The organism is Xanthomonas vesicatoria ATCC 35937 (genome assembly GCF_001908725.1).
GTDB lineage: Bacteria > Pseudomonadota > Gammaproteobacteria > Xanthomonadales > Xanthomonadaceae > Xanthomonas > Xanthomonas vesicatoria.
Genome location: NZ_CP018725.1, coordinates 4455960 through 4470340, shown reverse-complemented (window position 1 = coordinate 4470340; position 14381 = coordinate 4455960). Strand labels below are relative to the sequence as shown.

The 14381-nt window shown below is 62.5% G+C and carries 17 protein-coding genes; 12 read left to right on the top strand and 5 right to left on the bottom strand.

Translation table 11 applies throughout. The features are described 5' to 3' along the window. Positions 1–50: 50 nt before the first annotated feature. From tesB to BJD12_RS19515, 3 genes are all read left to right on the top strand, one after another. Positions 51–956 carry an acyl-CoA thioesterase II gene (gene tesB / locus BJD12_RS19525; protein WP_042827736.1) on the top strand — a complete coding sequence of 302 codons (906 nt, stop codon included), beginning with the start codon at positions 51–53 and terminating at the stop codon, positions 954–956. Between the two features lie 229 nt (positions 957–1185). Beyond that, on the top strand, positions 1186–1689 hold the full coding sequence (locus tag BJD12_RS19520) for a putative signal transducing protein (protein ID WP_005989970.1): 504 nt from the start codon (positions 1186–1188) through the stop codon (positions 1687–1689). Positions 1690–1896: 207 nt separating this feature from the next. Further along, complete coding sequence (locus tag BJD12_RS19515) at positions 1897–2355, top strand: hypothetical protein (RefSeq protein ID WP_172797249.1); 459 nt, start codon at positions 1897–1899, stop codon at positions 2353–2355. Positions 2356–2706: 351 nt separating this feature from the next. Here the strand turns inward: BJD12_RS19515 and BJD12_RS19510 are convergent, their stop codons facing one another. Then, positions 2707–3288, bottom strand: a complete 582-nt coding sequence (locus tag BJD12_RS19510) for an EF-hand domain-containing protein (protein WP_042827730.1) — start codon at positions 3286–3288, stop codon at positions 2707–2709. A 39-nt stretch (positions 3289–3327) separates the two neighbouring features. Here BJD12_RS19510 and BJD12_RS19505 point away from each other — a divergent pair, with 39 nt between their 5' ends. The 4 genes from BJD12_RS19505 (at position 3328) to BJD12_RS19490 (ending at position 7444) form a co-directional block, all read left to right on the top strand. After that, positions 3328–4242 (top strand): arginyltransferase, encoded by a 915-nt coding sequence (locus BJD12_RS19505; RefSeq protein WP_042827731.1) that lies wholly within the window; start codon positions 3328–3330, stop codon positions 4240–4242. 51 nt (positions 4243–4293) lie between these two features. After that, the gene (locus BJD12_RS19500) at positions 4294–5517 is read left to right on the top strand and encodes an endonuclease/exonuclease/phosphatase family protein (protein ID WP_005989977.1); all 1224 of its coding nucleotides are present in this window, start codon (positions 4294–4296) and stop codon (positions 5515–5517) included. Positions 5518–5765: 248 nt separating this feature from the next. Continuing rightward, the gene (locus BJD12_RS19495; protein WP_228860996.1) at positions 5766–6368 is read left to right on the top strand and encodes a hypothetical protein; all 603 of its coding nucleotides are present in this window, start codon (positions 5766–5768) and stop codon (positions 6366–6368) included. Between the two features lie 26 nt (positions 6369–6394). Beyond that, entirely contained in the window at positions 6395–7444 is a 1050-nt protein-coding gene (locus tag BJD12_RS19490) for an XVIPCD domain-containing protein (RefSeq protein ID WP_039425475.1), read from the top strand. A gap of 166 nt (positions 7445–7610) precedes the next feature. Here BJD12_RS19490 and purT read toward each other — a convergent pair whose 3' ends face one another. Next, entirely contained in the window at positions 7611–8813 is a 1203-nt protein-coding gene (gene purT / locus BJD12_RS19485) for a formate-dependent phosphoribosylglycinamide formyltransferase (protein WP_039425466.1), read from the bottom strand. Positions 8814–8944: 131 nt separating this feature from the next. On the opposite strand from purT, the gene BJD12_RS19480 reads away from it, so the two are divergent. The 5 genes from BJD12_RS19480 to BJD12_RS19460 all read left to right on the top strand — a co-directional run bounded on the left by BJD12_RS19480 (position 8945) and on the right by BJD12_RS19460 (position 11875). Beyond that, entirely contained in the window at positions 8945–9814 is an 870-nt protein-coding gene (locus BJD12_RS19480) for an SPFH domain-containing protein (RefSeq protein WP_039425469.1), read from the top strand. A 9-nt stretch (positions 9815–9823) separates the two neighbouring features. Further along, positions 9824–10108, top strand: a complete 285-nt coding sequence (locus tag BJD12_RS19475) for a hypothetical protein (RefSeq protein WP_005989987.1) — start codon at positions 9824–9826, stop codon at positions 10106–10108. Continuing rightward, positions 10105–10284: a type II toxin-antitoxin system antitoxin gene (locus BJD12_RS19470; protein ID WP_005989989.1), complete on the top strand. Its 180-nt coding sequence runs from the start codon at positions 10105–10107 to the stop codon at positions 10282–10284. The genes BJD12_RS19475 and BJD12_RS19470 overlap by 4 nt, the downstream gene beginning before the upstream one ends. Positions 10285–10756: 472 nt before the next feature. Continuing rightward, positions 10757–11062: a PH domain-containing protein gene (locus BJD12_RS25035; protein WP_228860997.1), complete on the top strand. Its 306-nt coding sequence runs from the start codon at positions 10757–10759 to the stop codon at positions 11060–11062. 15 nt (positions 11063–11077) lie between these two features. Next, a complete protein-coding gene (locus tag BJD12_RS19460) occupies positions 11078–11875 on the top strand; it encodes a M15 family metallopeptidase (RefSeq protein ID WP_005989993.1) in 798 nt (265 codons plus the stop codon). A 34-nt stretch (positions 11876–11909) separates the two neighbouring features. Here BJD12_RS19460 and BJD12_RS19455 read toward each other — a convergent pair whose 3' ends face one another. From BJD12_RS19455 to BJD12_RS19445, 3 genes are all read right to left on the bottom strand, one after another. Continuing rightward, on the bottom strand, positions 11910–12584 hold the full coding sequence (locus BJD12_RS19455) for a DNA-3-methyladenine glycosylase family protein (RefSeq protein WP_005989995.1): 675 nt from the start codon (positions 12582–12584) through the stop codon (positions 11910–11912). A gap of 1 nt (position 12585) precedes the next feature. Next, on the bottom strand, positions 12586–12957 hold the full coding sequence (locus BJD12_RS19450) for a DUF423 domain-containing protein (protein WP_039426435.1): 372 nt from the start codon (positions 12955–12957) through the stop codon (positions 12586–12588). 95 nt (positions 12958–13052) lie between these two features. Continuing rightward, positions 13053–14234, bottom strand: a complete 1182-nt coding sequence (locus BJD12_RS19445; RefSeq protein WP_005989999.1) for a polyketide cyclase — start codon at positions 14232–14234, stop codon at positions 13053–13055. Positions 14235–14381: the final 147 nt, after the last annotated feature.

The following is a 14381-nucleotide window of genomic DNA, read 5'->3' as shown; positions in this document are numbered from 1 at the left end:
TGCAGGCGGCCCGCTATAATCGCGGTCCGTCGCACGCCCAGGCCAGCCTCTTGTCCGCCAACGCCGAACCCGTCGTCTCCGAACTTATCAGCCTGCTGTCGCTGGAGCGCCTGGAAGACAATCTGTTTCGCGGTCAGAGCCGCGATATCGGCACCAAGTACGTGTTCGGTGGACAGGTGCTGGGCCAGGCACTGTCGGCCGCGCAGGCCACGGTGGAGAACGGCCGCCAGGCGCATTCGCTGCATGCCTATTTTTTGCGTGCCGGCAATATCGACCACCCGATCGTCTACGACGTCGACCGCACCCGCGATGGCGGCAGTTTTTCGGTGCGGCGGGTCACTGCGATCCAGCACGGCAAAGTGATCTTTTTCTGCGCGGCCTCGTTCCAGGAACACGAAGACGGTGCCGAGCACCAGTCGGCCATGCCGGTGGTGCCGCCGCCGGAAGACATCGAACCGGCCGCGCCGCTGGCGCCGGACGTGCTGGCGAACCTGCCGGCAAAGGTGCAGCGCTGGCTCTCGCGCGGAGGCCCGTTCGAGTTTCGCCACGTCTTTCCGCGCGACGAGCTCAAGCCCCCCAAGCGCCCACCGTTCCAGCAGATGTGGCTGCGCCTGAACGACCCGATCGGCGACGATGTCAGCCTGCACCAGGTGCTGCTGGCTTACGCCTCGGATTTTCAGTTGCTGGGCACCTCCACCTTCCCGCACGGCATCAGCTACTACACGCCGAATGTGCAGATGGCTTCGCTCGACCATGCGCTCTGGTTCCACCGTCCCTTTCGCACCGACGACTGGCTGCTGTACTCGCTGGACAGTCCCACCGCGCAGGGCTCGCGCGGCCTGGCTCGCGGGCAGTTCTTCACCCGCGATGGCGTGCTGGTCGCCAGCACGACGCAGGAAGGCCTGATCCGCGTGGTGCCCGATGGCAGCACGATTGCCGTGCCGGCCAAGGGTTAGGCGCAGATGCGTGGCATAGCTGTGGCGCGGAACCATGGATCGACGACGCGGGTGCCGGGCGCGCTGCCGGTTCGCCATCCAGCATGCGAGTTGCCACGACCCGCGCCGGCCTGTTAGTCGACACACGTGCGGCCTCTCAGCAATAGCGATCAGCGACACCCTTCTTTCATCTTGAACCGGCGCAGCACTGGCGCCATCTGTTCCGGACCCAACGGCGGTTTCCACCAGCATGCGCAAGATCTTCAGCAGTCAACGTATCGAAACCGCCGAGGGCGTGGCCAATCTCTTGCGCAACGCCGGCATCGACGTGCGCATGAGCAACGGCCGCTCGTATGAAAGCAAGCGTACCGGCCAGTTCAGCTACCTCGAGCAAGGCAACGCGCAAGCGTATCCCACCGTGTGGATCGTGCACGCCGACGACCAGCCGCGCGCGCGCGACCTGCTGCGCGAGGCGCGCCTGCTCGATACCACCCGCCGCGATCTGCCGAACGTGGAATACACCTTCCGCGAAGGCGAGAACGGCTCCAGTACCACCGCACGCAGCTGGGCGTGGCGCATCCGTCTGGTGCTGTTGCTGGTGATCGCCGCGGTGGCCATGGTTGTGGTGATGCGACACCGCAGCGCCCCGGTGCCGGTCGCTCCGGCAACGCAGCCCGCATCACAGTTGCCCCAAGACGCGACACCGCCGGCGGACGAGGAAGAGATGCGGGTGCGGATCCAGCCTGCGCGCTGAGCGCCCTTCAACATCGGATATTGAAGGGCATGCGCCCACGCAGCGTGACTGAGCGGCACTTCTTGACTGTATCTCAATGAATTTCATTGCCACGCTTGTCTGCGAGTATTCCAGCGGCGGTGCCACTGGAACAGTGCAGCTCCCGCACACGGCGCTTGAAGAGACCAGGAGAGCAATGCAGTGAAAAAGATCGTGACCGCAGGCTTGATGCTGCTGAGCAGCGCTGGCGCGCACGCGGAAGGGCTGACGTCCTCGCACGACGGCCAGACGCTGGCAGTGAGCTTTGGAGAACCCACCATTAAACAGGTGCTCCACTATCGCAAGATGTACGAGAAAAAGCCGTTTCCCGATGCGGAGATTTATTACTACGGCAACGGCATGTACAAGATCATTTCGCAAGGCGAAAACCATTATGGCGTCTACGTCCTGCAAGGCAGTTTCGACGACGAGACCTACACGGTGAAGTTCATCTCACTGCCCTCTCCAGATTGGGGAAACAAAACCGCATTCCATCAGCTGACCTTCGTCCGCGGCGGCAACGAAAACGTCTTCATTCAAAACGCCATCGTCGAGACGGGTGAAGCCATCGCGCAGCAGAACGGGATCTACACGCAGGAAAAGAACACACTCACCGATCCTGTCCACAAGCAGTGGCACAGCAAATGACACCCTTCACTGGCATTGCGCTGGAATGCCCAGCAACCGCATCGGCAGCACTCTTTTCGCCGGAGAGTTTCCCCTCGCTGCCGAAACGTGACGGCAGCGGCGATGCTGCACCGGCCGGAACACATCGGCACATCGCGCTGTCGGCATCCGTGCGACTCGCCGTTACGGCATGAGCTTGCCCTTTCCAGCTACCTGCTCCGCCATTGCAGCGTATCGGTAGCGCAAAAAAGCCTCCCTTGCGGGAGGCCATGGGTCGATCGGCGCCTTGTTGCATCATCCGTGTGACTGAAACGTCCTCACCGCTACCGTCGACGCGACACGTGTTCAGCCGCGTACCGCGTCAACACGTGCTCAGTTGGCCGCAGCAGGCTTGGCCGGCATCGCACGCTTGCCATGCTCGCCCTGCCCCCAGCGGCCATGCTCGCCACGCATCTTCGATGCGGCGTCGAATTCGGCCTTGCTCAACTTGCCGTCCTTGTCGGTGTCGGCTTTGGCAAACCACGCATCGCGATGCTGCTGCATGCGCAGCTCACGGTCGGCGCGATCGACAAAGCCGTCCTTGTTGACGTCCATTTGTTCGAAGCGTGCGGCAAACTTCGGGTCGGCCTTGGCTTCCTCGCGGCTGATGCGACCGTCCTTGTTGGTGTCGAATTTGGCCATCCAATCGCCACGTCCCTCGCGGCCCGGGCCGCGATGGCGCGGGCGCTCATCGCGCGAAAGCTTGCCGTCCTTATTGGTGTCCAGCCTGTCGAACTGCGCGGCAAGCTTGGGGTCGGCGGCCGCTTCGCTGCGATCGATGACGCCATCGTGATTGCTGTCGAGCTTGCCAGGACGCGGCGCATCGCCGGCAGCAGGCGGAGTGGCGGCGAACACGGCGCCGGTAGACAGCGCAGCCAGCATGGCCAGGGCGAGGAAAGGTTTGCGAGACGTCATGAGAAACTCCTGATTGTGGGAACCACACGCGGCACCTGCATGGGCCGCATCGCGTGGGTGGCGCATCCGGATAGGCCGTGCGCTGCCACCAACACCCACATCAACGGGCCATCGGCGTGCGCGTTGACGCGGACACCTGGCGTATTCATCCGGCGGACAGTCGCCGCTGTTGCGACGCACAGGCGCTATCCTGCGCGCATGGCCATCCACGCCGACACCCACGACGACCTGCGCCTGTTCCAGACCGGCGAGCATGCCTGCGGCTATTGGCCCGAGCGTCGTGCGCGCGATCTGGTGCTGGACCCGCATGACCCGCGCCTGGGGACGATCTATCCGCAGGCATTGGCGTGGGGCTTTCGTCGCTCCGGCGATCTGGTGTACCGGCCGCATTGCGAACGCTGCCGCGCGTGCGTGCCGGTGCGTATTGCGGTGGATGCATTTCGACCGGACCGCAGTCAACGCCGCTGCCTGGCGCGCAACCAGGATCTGGTCGTGCGGGTGGTCGCAGCCGAACGCACCGACGAGCAACTCGCCCTGTATCGCCACTACCTCAAATCCAGGCACCCCGGTGGTGGCATGGACGAGCATGGCGCCACCGAGTTCGATCAGTTCCTGATCGGCGGCTGGTCGCATGGACGGTTTCTGGAGATGCGTGAGCCGGCGGTGGCGCACGCGCCGGGGCGGTTGCTCGCCGTTGCGGTTACCGACGTCACCGAGCATGCGTTGTCGGCGGTGTACACGTTCTACGCACCCGAGGCGGCCGCGCGCAGCCTGGGCACCTTCGCGATCCTGCAGCAGATTCAATGGGCGCAGCGCGAGCGACGTGCGCATGTGTATCTGGGCTACTGGATCGACGGCCATGCAAAGATGAATTACAAGCGGCGCTTCAGCGCACTGGAAGCCTACGACGGTCGCCAGTGGCGCGGGCTACCGGCACACGCATCAGCGCCGTGAATCCCAGCGCGCGACATCGGCCTGTCGCATCCGGCATGCGAGAATCACGCGATGATCAGACCTTTTCTGTTGCTTGCGCTGACCGCGCTCTGCGCCGCCTGCACCCATCGCACCCCCGCATCGGCCGATAACGCCACCGGCGAACCTGTGCCGACACAGCTGCGCATCGCCACCTACAACACCTCGCTGTACTCCGACGAGGCCGGCGGCCTGGTGCGCGAACTGCAGGGCGACAGCGCGCATGCACGCAAGATCGCCGCGGTGCTGCAGCGCGTGCGTCCGGATCTGGTGCTGCTCAACGAATTCGATTTCGACCCGGACCACCGCGCTGCCGATCTGTTCCAGCAGCGCTACCTGCAGGTCGCCCAACCGGGTGGCGGCGAACCGTTGCGCTATCCGTATCGGTATCTGGCACCGGTCAATACCGGCGTGCCGAGCGGCCTGGATCTGGACAACAACGGCACCGTCGGTGGCGACGGCCGCTCGCGTGGCAACGATGCCTGGGGCTACGGGCTGCACCCTGGTCAGTACGGCATGCTGGTACTGTCGCGCTATCCGATCGATGCGCAGGCCGTACGTAGCTTTCAATTGCTGAAATGGAGCGCACTGCCTGGCGCATTGCGGCCACTGGATCCAGTCACAGGACGTTCGTTCTACAGTGATGCGATCTGGTCGCAGCTGCGCCTGTCATCCAAATCGCATTGGGACGTGCCGGTGCACACGCCGCTCGGTGTCGTGCATGCACTGGTGTCGCATCCGACGCCGCCGGTGTTCGATGGCGCGGAAAAGCGCAACGCAGCACGCAACCACGATGAGCTCGCGCTATGGCGTGCGTACCTGGACAACGCGGCCGACAGCAAGCGCTGGCTGTGCGATGACAAGGGAGTCTGCGGCGGCCTGGCGGCCGATGCGCGCTTTGTCATCCTGGGCGATCTGAACAACGATCCGATCGATGGCGCCGGCCGCCACGAAGCGATCCGCGCATTGATCCATCATCCGCGCGTGCTGCACTACCCCACCCCGCGCAGCGAAGGCGGCCCGCAAAAGACCGCCGAGTACGCCGCACAAGGCATCGTGCACACCGGCGATCCGCACCAGGTCACCGGCGACTTCGGCCCGCAAGCCGGCACCATGCGCCTGGACTACGTGCTGCCGTCGCACCAGTTCACCCTGCTCGGCAGTGGCATCTTCTGGCCGGCCAGCACCGCCCCGGAAGCGGCGATTGCCGATGGCAGTGACCATCATGCGGTGTGGGTGGATATAGCCGCAAAGTAAGCGGCCAACCGTGATTGCAGGAGGCATGATGGCGGCCCGTCGACGGCGCGTCACGGTTCGCACGTGCTGATGAGCTGGAGTGAACGTTTACTGCCTGCTAACCAGCAGTAGCAACGCTTATTTCAACTGGTGTAGATGCTGAGTCGATTGATACGGGACAGGCCGGGCCGGACTGGTCCGGCTTCACACCGTGGGTTTACACTCCAGTGAAATCCAAGTAGTGCAAGGAAATACGGATGAGACCAAATTTGAAGAATCTGCATGTCATCTTCCGAGGCTTATGGCTGTCAATCATCATCGCCCCGATGCTGTCTGCCTGTAGTGCAAGTGCACCAGCGCCTACCGATAAGAAAGATCTTTTTCTTGTCCAACCATTCCGCACTGATGGTTCTGACGAACATGTCCGCTTTGAGTTTGAGGCAACTCCTGAAAATATAAATATTACTCAATCATACATCGTTGGATTAACCCTGAGCCGCAAAGGTCCATTCGACCCGGTCACCATGTTAAATCACGGCGAGCCCCCATTGCGGTACGCACTGAAGGTCGAGGCATGCAAGTGGACGGGAGATCAATGCCTCAAGATAAAAACAGAAGACGCTTTTCAAGAATATATAAGGGAAGAACCCAGCAGGAGTGAATTTTTTGAATGGAGAAAAGGAAAGGATGATGTTAAATATATCGATATTGGCGCCCACACTTCAGACGTAAGCCAATGGGTGGTTTGCAGACTACCGCTGGAAAACTACGGCCGTTATCGTATTGATATTTCAGCGCAGCCGGGCAACCCAGAATTGAAAGACCCTACAGCGCAAATTTCAATCCAGAAGAGATGGACATCTTCCAAATAATCTCAATGTCTCGCATGGAGCAAAAGATGGATAAGCAAAGTTATACTTTGACAATTGTTATCGCAGCACCTGGCACTCCGTTATATAAGGATGGCAAGCAGCAAATGGTCGATGGTGAACCGGCCAGCTCCGCGCCAGGGCACATGTTTTTTATAATCGACGACGGCAGAGGTAAACCTACTAGCTATGGATTCGCCCCTATCAACCATGGCGAGATGAACGGCCCAGGGAAAATATATAATTCGGACTCTAAGGAGTATCATAACCCGGCCTACTCAAGGACAATCGAAATAAGCAAGGAGCAATATGAAAAACTGCAAAAGTTCGGTGAAGAACCGGAAAAGCTAGGCTTCGACAAAGAGTATAGGGACGTACGCAATAACTGCGTCGACTTTACTTGGGCCGCTCTCGATCATGCCGGACTGCATCGCAACAAGAGCATCGACATGAATGTACTTGCCGGCCCTGCTGGGCAACTACTTCCTGACGTTCGCATACCGTTGCCCTTCGAAGGCTTGGGGAAAGATGCTTACCGCCCCTTACGCAACATCCATGGAGTGGAAAGTATTGAAGCGCCGTTTCCAGAGAGCCCCCTAAACAAGGAAGTCCGGCACCCGCTTCCCGCAGACAGATCGATTAAACAACATATTTTGAGTGATGAGCGGCAACCACCCTCACTGCGCAATCCCGATCATCCCGGGCACCCGCTGTTTGCACAAGCTCAGTCCCATGTGCAAGCCCTGGATCAGGCAAACAACCGACAGTCGGACGCACGTAGTGACAATCTGGCTGGCTGTCTCGCGGTGCAATCCTGCAAGATGGGAATGGACCGCATAGACGAGGTGCGTTTGAGCGAGGACGCCTCACGTGCATTCGCGGTACAGAACAATTCCAAATCATTAGGACAGCACGATCAGTTGCGTGCCCATGTGGATACCGTCGCGGCGCTCAACACTCCCCTGGAGCAGAGCAGTCAGAGCTGGGTCCAAACTGCAGCGGAACGCGCACAAGGCGAACAGCAAAGGCAGATACAGCAAGAGCAGAGCCAGCCACAGCCTACCAGGGCTTTGACCTGAGACCTGGCAGTTACAGGTCATGCATCCCTACTCGTCCGACACCTTCAGTGGCGCGGACGACGGTCTATTGAATTGCTGTCTGACAGTGGTTGGTCTCACCTGCACGGATGTAATGTGGGTGTTAGCAGTCCGGCCGACGCCCACAACACCGCGCAAACTGCGTTCTTTAGTTGCTAAGTTGAATCGTCAACGCTGCCGCCGCTACACGCGCCTTCTCGCGTGCTGCATCGATGCTGTCGGCACGTGCCAGCGTGACGCCAACGCGGCGGTGACCGTCCACGCGCGGTTTACCGAACAGACGCAGTGCTGCGTCCGGATCGCGCAATGCAGCGGCAACGCCGTCGAATGCCGGCACGCCATTGCCGTGCGCAAGGAGCGCGCACGATGCCGACGGGCCGCTTTGACGAATCACGCCACCGTCTTCTGCGCCGACTGGCAGACCGAGGATCGCGCGCGCGTGCAGCGCGAATTCGCTCAATTCCTGCGAGACCAGCGTCACCAGCCCGGTATCGTGCGGGCGCGGCGAGACTTCGCTGAACCACACTTCGTCGCCCTTGACGAACAACTCCACGCCAAACAAGCCCCAGCCGCCCAGATCGTCGGTGATGGCTTTGGCGATCTGCTGCGAGCGTTGCAACGCGGCCGCCGACATCGGTTGCGGCTGCCAGCTTTCGCGGTAGTCGCCGTCCTGCTGCCAGTGGCCGATCGGGTCGCAGTACGAGGTGCCGCCGGCGTGCCGCACGGTCAGCAGGGTGATCTCGTAATCGAAATCGATGAAGCCTTCGACAATGCAGCGGCCAGCGCCGGCGCGTCCGCCGGTTTGTGCGTAGTCCCAGGCCGCGTCGATGTCGGCTTCGCTGCGCAACGTGCTCTGGCCCTTGCCCGAGGACGACATCACCGGCTTGACCACGCAGGGCAGGCCCACCGCGGCGATGGCTTCGCGGTACTCGGCGGCGGTGTCGACAAAGCGGTACGGCGAGGTCGGCAGACCCAGCGTCTCGGCAGCCAGGCGGCGGATGCCTTCGCGGTCCATGGTCAGGCGTGCGGCGCGCGCGGTGGGAATCACGCGCTGGCCCTGATCGCGCTCCAGCGCCACCAGGGTTTCGGTATGGATGGCTTCGATCTCGGGCACGATCAGGTGCGGCTGCTCTTTGGCGATCAGCGCGCGCAGCGCGGCAGGATCGAGCATGTCCAGCACGTGCGAGCGGTGCGCCACCTGCATCGCCGGCGCATTGGCGTAGCGATCGGCGGCGATCACTTCCACCCCGAAGCGCTGCAGTTCGATCGCCACTTCCTTGCCCAGCTCGCCCGAGCCCAGCAGCAGCACCCGGGTGGCGGAAGGCGATAACGGCGTGCCAAGAGTTGTCATGAGCGCAGGTCCAGAGTCGGAAAGGGGGCGGTCATTCTAACGGGCCGGCATGGATAACTTCGGCCGGCGTCCTTGCATGGACTGATATCAGTTTGATATCTTTTCATCTCGCCATCCAAGGAGCATCACTCATGAAAGAGAAGCCGATCGGCTCATTGCCGGGTATCCCCCTCGTCCTCGTTGCCGGTACCGGCCTCGTCGGCGCGGCCTGGTACGTCTTGACGGCAATGGCCAGCACCAGCATCACGGCGAGCGGGTTGATCGGGGCGAGCCTGGTCGCGGCGGCCTGCATCTTCATCCTGGCCGGGCTCTATACGCTGGAGCCGAACCAGGCCGCGGTGCTGAGCCTGTTCGGCAAGTACGTCGGCACGGCCAAGGACGCGGGACTGCGCTGGAACGTGCCCTTCTACGCCAAGCGCCGGGTCAGCCAGCGCGTGCGCAATTTCGAAAGCGGCCGGCTCAAGGTCAACGAACTCGATGGCAGCCCGATCGAGATCGCCGCGGTGATCGTGTGGCAGGTCATGGATGCATCGGAGGCGGTCTACAACGTCGACGATTACGAAAGCTTCGTGCACATCCAATCTGAAGCCGCGCTGCGCGCGATGGCCACCAGCTACCCGTACGACCAGCACGAAGATGGGCAGATTTCATTACGCAGCCATCCGGCCGAAATCAGCGAGCAGCTCAAGCGGCATCTGGATGAGCGCCTGACCCAGGCCGGCGTGGACGTAATCGAAGCGCGCATCAGCCACCTCGCCTACGCGCCGGAAATCGCCCAGGCCATGCTGCAGCGTCAGCAGGCCAATGCGGTGATCGCCGCACGCACGCGCATCGTTGCAGGCGCCGTAGGCATGGTGGAGATGGCCCTGGCCGAGTTGCAGAAAAACGGGGTGGTGCAGTTGGACGAAGAGCGCAAGGCGCATATGGTCAGCAACCTGCTCACCGTGTTGTGTTCTGATCGCGGCACTCAACCGGTGGTCAACGCCGGCTCGCTCTATTGAGGTGAAACGATGAATGTCATGGTGCCCTTGGTGGTTGCTCTGTCCGGTTTGCCCGCACTGGCGATCGCCGCCTCCATCGGTGCGGACGATGACGACCGCGCGCGCGGCCTGGGCCTGCGCTGGGCCCTGATCAGCCTGGTGATCCTGATCGGCGCCGCCTGCCTGTACTGGGCCGGCGATAACCGCGCGGGTGTCTACGCGGTGGTGATCGGCATGATCATCGGCGTCAACGTCCTGATCGTCTCGATGGTCATGCACCTGCGCCGTTACAGCGGCCGCGGTGAGCGCGAGTGAGCGAAAAGAAGGCCTACCCGCTGCGCATCAACGCTGATGTACTGGCGGCCATGCAGCGCTGGTCCGACGACGAATTGCGCAGCCTCAACGCACAGATCGAATACGTACTGCGCGACGCGCTGCGCAAGGCCGGCCGGCTGCCGAAGCCGCGCGACGACGAGGAATCCGAACCATGAGCACGTGCCGCAACGCGCGAAGCGTCGCCACCTCGTTGCCATGTATCAAAAGCTTCAACGGCGATGGCATTCAGGTCGCGGCGGCCCATGACAAACGCCCCCGGCATGCTTGCGGTCAGACACCCACGCGTTTTGCCAAGTGCTACGCCGCAGGTGCCATGAAGGAAGCCCGATGACGACGCGATCCGGCCAACGCCCCGGCAATGTTTCACAGCACACGACACGCACCGGTCATCGCCTGCATCGGCGCGATTACGCCGTCGCTCCGGTCGCACCCTGGGGACTTGCGCTGTGGCTGTGGCTCCCGTTGCTGGCTGTCGCGTGTGTGATCGCCGTAGCCCATGCGGACAACGTCCGCAATGGGCATCCTGCCGCCCTGTATGCCCACCTGGCACTGCTGATAGCAATCGCAGTGAGCTGCACCGTCGCGCATGCGCGACGCGGTCTCCGGCTACAGGACGACCGCTTGATCGTGCGCTCGACACTGTTCACCAAGCAGGTACTTGTCGACCAGATGCGGCTGGACACGGCGCGCGTGGTGGACTTGGCCGAGCACACTGCCTTCAGGCCAGGCCGAAAGTCTTTGGGCTTTGGCTACCCGGGCTTTCATTCCGGGTACTACCGCAGCAGACAGTCAGGCCCGGGGTTCTATCTGATCACCCAGTCAGCCCGCGTGCTGATCCTCCCACTCAAGGGCGGCAGCATGCTCGTGCTCAGCCCGGAACAGCCGCGCCAGCTGCTGCAGGATCTACAGCAACTGGCTGCGCAACGCACTTAGCCCTACCCTGTCGCGATGCGCACACTGCCGTCCCTGCTACTCAACACCACCGCCATCGAACTGGTGCCGGCCACCCTCCTGCGTGCCCGCAGCAACGCCGACGCACGCGTGCTGGCGCAGGCCGACTGGCTGCTGCGGCGCAAGTGCGATGGACACTATCTGGCAGCGCAACTGCCGCACGGGTTGATGCCGCTGGTGCCACGACTGGCGCGTGAGCCAGGCCTGGACGAGGCACTGGATCGGCTACAGAACGCCACGATGCGATGTCACCAAGGCGACGAGAGCGTTCTTGCGGTCGAGGGCTTGCAGCATCGCCTGACCCGGCTCGGGCTTGTTGCCGATGACTATGTCCAACGCACCGGCCTGCGTCTGATCGCCGAACCGGCAACGCTGCAGTTCGCCGGCCGCGATCGCTTCGGCCGGCCGCTCTGGCTCAGCGCAGGCGCCGCGCGTGGCTGGCGGCAACTGCGTGCGGCCGCGCTGCGTGCGGACATCGTGCTCGATGCAATCTCTGGGTATCGCAGCCACGATTACCAACTGGGCATCTTCGATCGCAAGTTCGCACGCGGGCTGACGCTGGAGCAGATTCTGGCAGTCAACGCCGCTCCCGGTTTCAGCGAACACCATAGCGGTGACGCCCTGGATATCGGCACTCCGGGCGAACCACCGGCCGAAGAATCGTTCGAGGCGACCGCTGCGTTTGCCTGGCTGGGCAGTCACGCGGGCCAGTTCGGCTACCGCCTGAGTTATCCGCGCCACAACCCGCACGGCATCGTCTACGAGCCCTGGCATTGGCGTTGGCACGCACCCTGATGCACGCCTACGCCAAGCCCGGACAGCGAGTGCCCTACTCCTGCGAGCGCGGGGTCGGCACTTTTGCCGCGACGCTGAAGTCGGCGATCTTCCAGAGATAAAACGCAGCGTATGTGCGGTACGGCCCCCAGCGCTGCCCGCGCTCGGCAAGTTCCTTCGGCGTTGGCATCTGCTCCTGTTTGTCCACGCGTTGGGCGCCCTTGCGCACGCCCAGGTCGTCGATGGGTAACAAGTCCGGGCGGCCCAGGCGGAACATCAGCATCATTTCCACTGTCCAGCGGCCGATGCCGCGTACAGGCACCAATGCTTCGACGATGGCATCGTCTTCCATGAAGGCGAGTTTGCGCAGCGAAGGAATTTCGCCCAACGCTTCGCGCCGGACAAGGTCGCGCAGTGCCAGCGCCTTGTTGCCGGACACGCCGCAGGCACGCAGGGCGGCATCGTCCACGCGCCCCAGGGTGTCAGCGTGCAGCCGGCTCGATCCAATCGCCACCTCCACCCGCGCAACGATCGTCGACGCGGCCTTGCCGCTGAGTTGCTGGAACAGGATGGCGCGCGCCAATGCGTCCACCGGGTCGAACGGTTTGCGCCAGCCCGGCTGCGGGGCAATGGGGCCAATACGCTTCATCCACGCACCCAGCGCGCGGTCGCGCCGGCTCAACTGCGCGAACGCCGCCTCCACATCGAATCCGCGGGCATGGCGCGCCATCTCAGCGCCTCAATGCGCCGATCGCCAGCACCACCCAGCCCAACATCAGGCTGACCCCGCCCATCGGCGCCAGGCTGGTCGGCCAGTGCAGCAAAGCACCACCGACCAGACTGCCGGCAAACAGCAACGTCCCTAGCAACAACAAGTACAAGCCAACTCGTCCGAACGCACGCGTTTCGGTGGCGCCCAGTACAACCAACACGGCGCCATGGCCGAATGCGTACAGCGATGCCAGTTGCAGCCGCGACTGCACCAACGCATCGGTCACGCCGTGCGAGGCATAGGCCGACAACCCCACCGCGATGGCGGCCAGCAAGCCACCGCAAAACGCCAGCAACGAGGGATGTTTCTTACGACGTTCAAGCAAAGACATACGGGTCACTTCCTGGCAGCGCCGTGGCGCAAAAAAAAACGCGCCGCAAGGCTGCGGCGCGTTTTCGTCTGGATCACGTCATCGTGGTGAAACGATTACTTGATAGCCCAGTAGACGTCGTAGGTACCGTCCTGCGTAAACGACTTGTCCACGCCGCCCTTCCAGGACTCGTACGGACGCTCGGTCACGTCGTTGCCGCTGGTGGCAGCCCAGGCACGCAGGGAACTACGCACTGCATCCAGGCCGGCCATGTGGCCTGCGTAGGTTGCAAATGCCGAACGGTGCGGCTTGGTGCGCTCGTACTTCACCGGTGCTTCGGACGGGATGTTGAGCTTGAGCTCTTCGCCCGTCGCGGCAACCGGCGTCGCGTCGACCGGCGCAGCAGCCGCTGCGTCGTCCTTCTTGGCATCGGTCTTGGCGGTGTCGGTCTTGGCGTCTGCCTTCGGCGCGCCACCGGCACGCTTGCGGACCGGCTGCACGACATCGAACGCGTACTTGTCGCTTGCAAAGTCGGTGGTCACGATCCGGACCGGACCAGCAACTTCCAGACCATTGGCGTCCATCACGCGCTTGATCCACTCCTGGTTGTCCTTGATCGACTTCTTGATCGTCTCGTTGTCGCGATCAATGTTGCCCGCGGTGACGACCAACAGGTCCTCGGCCGGCACATCGACGATCTTGAGGTCGCTCAACACCGGCTTGCCATCCAGCTGCGCGCGGTAGTCGAAATTCGGCACGGTGGCCAGTGCGGTTGCCAGACGCGACAGCCCCAGCTTCAGGTCGTCGCCCACGTGGCGGCTGACATACAAGCCGGCGTAACGACCGAACAGGTTCCAGCCGTACTTGACGCTGTAATCCTGGGTGATCTTGACGTTCTTGTTGTTCTTGCCGGTCGGAGCCAGAGTGAAATTGGTGACCTTGTCGTAGCCCTTGGTGGGATCTTCGATCGCGATCTCAACACGCTCGTTCTTGACGGTGTTTTTGATTTCCCAGCTGCCGTTGCCGATATAGCCCTCGGTGGAGCTGTATTCGACGCGTGCACCCTTGCCCTCTTCCGGGCCGGCCAGCTTCAGCTGGATCTTCGGGTCACGCAGCACAAGCGGGTTCCAATCCTTGAAACGACGGAAGCTGTTCACGGTGTCGTAAACAATCGTCATTCTGCGGTTGGTCTCAACACTCTCGGACATCTGCCGCTCCGAGGGCAACACCAAGCCCACCACGACAAACAAGCCAGCCACGATCCCCAAGGCGATCAGGAACTCGATAATACGGGTCATTCAGGAGGTCTCCGGGGCCGATCCCACGGCCGGGTTGAGTGAAGCGAAGCCACCATCCTAGCAGGCTTCGAGAAAGATGTTCAGTTGTGCGACGGGTAGCGCGGTCTTGCGGTGTCATCCAGCGCGCAAAACGCCATTGCGAAACTG

Coding starts and splice junctions, on each gene's coding strand:
- BJD12_RS19520 (WP_005989970.1), top strand. CDS start 1,186: ATGCGCAAGATCTTCAGCAGTCAACGTATCGAAACCGCCGAGGGCGTG.
- BJD12_RS19515 (WP_172797249.1), top strand. CDS start 1,897: ATGCTGCTGAGCAGCGCTGGCGCGCACGCGGAAGGGCTGACGTCCTCG.
- BJD12_RS19510 (WP_042827730.1), bottom strand. CDS start 3,288: ATGACGTCTCGCAAACCTTTCCTCGCCCTGGCCATGCTGGCTGCGCTG.
- BJD12_RS19505 (WP_042827731.1), top strand. CDS start 3,328: ATGGGCCGCATCGCGTGGGTGGCGCATCCGGATAGGCCGTGCGCTGCC.
- BJD12_RS19500 (WP_005989977.1), top strand. CDS start 4,294: ATGATCAGACCTTTTCTGTTGCTTGCGCTGACCGCGCTCTGCGCCGCC.
- BJD12_RS19490 (WP_039425475.1), top strand. CDS start 6,395: ATGGATAAGCAAAGTTATACTTTGACAATTGTTATCGCAGCACCTGGC.
- purT (WP_039425466.1), bottom strand. CDS start 8,813: ATGACAACTCTTGGCACGCCGTTATCGCCTTCCGCCACCCGGGTGCTG.
- BJD12_RS19480 (WP_039425469.1), top strand. CDS start 8,945: ATGAAAGAGAAGCCGATCGGCTCATTGCCGGGTATCCCCCTCGTCCTC.
- BJD12_RS19475 (WP_005989987.1), top strand. CDS start 9,824: ATGAATGTCATGGTGCCCTTGGTGGTTGCTCTGTCCGGTTTGCCCGCA.
- BJD12_RS19460 (WP_005989993.1), top strand. CDS start 11,078: ATGCGCACACTGCCGTCCCTGCTACTCAACACCACCGCCATCGAACTG.
- BJD12_RS19455 (WP_005989995.1), bottom strand. CDS start 12,584: ATGGCGCGCCATGCCCGCGGATTCGATGTGGAGGCGGCGTTCGCGCAG.
- BJD12_RS19450 (WP_039426435.1), bottom strand. CDS start 12,957: ATGTCTTTGCTTGAACGTCGTAAGAAACATCCCTCGTTGCTGGCGTTT.
- BJD12_RS19445 (WP_005989999.1), bottom strand. CDS start 14,234: ATGACCCGTATTATCGAGTTCCTGATCGCCTTGGGGATCGTGGCTGGC.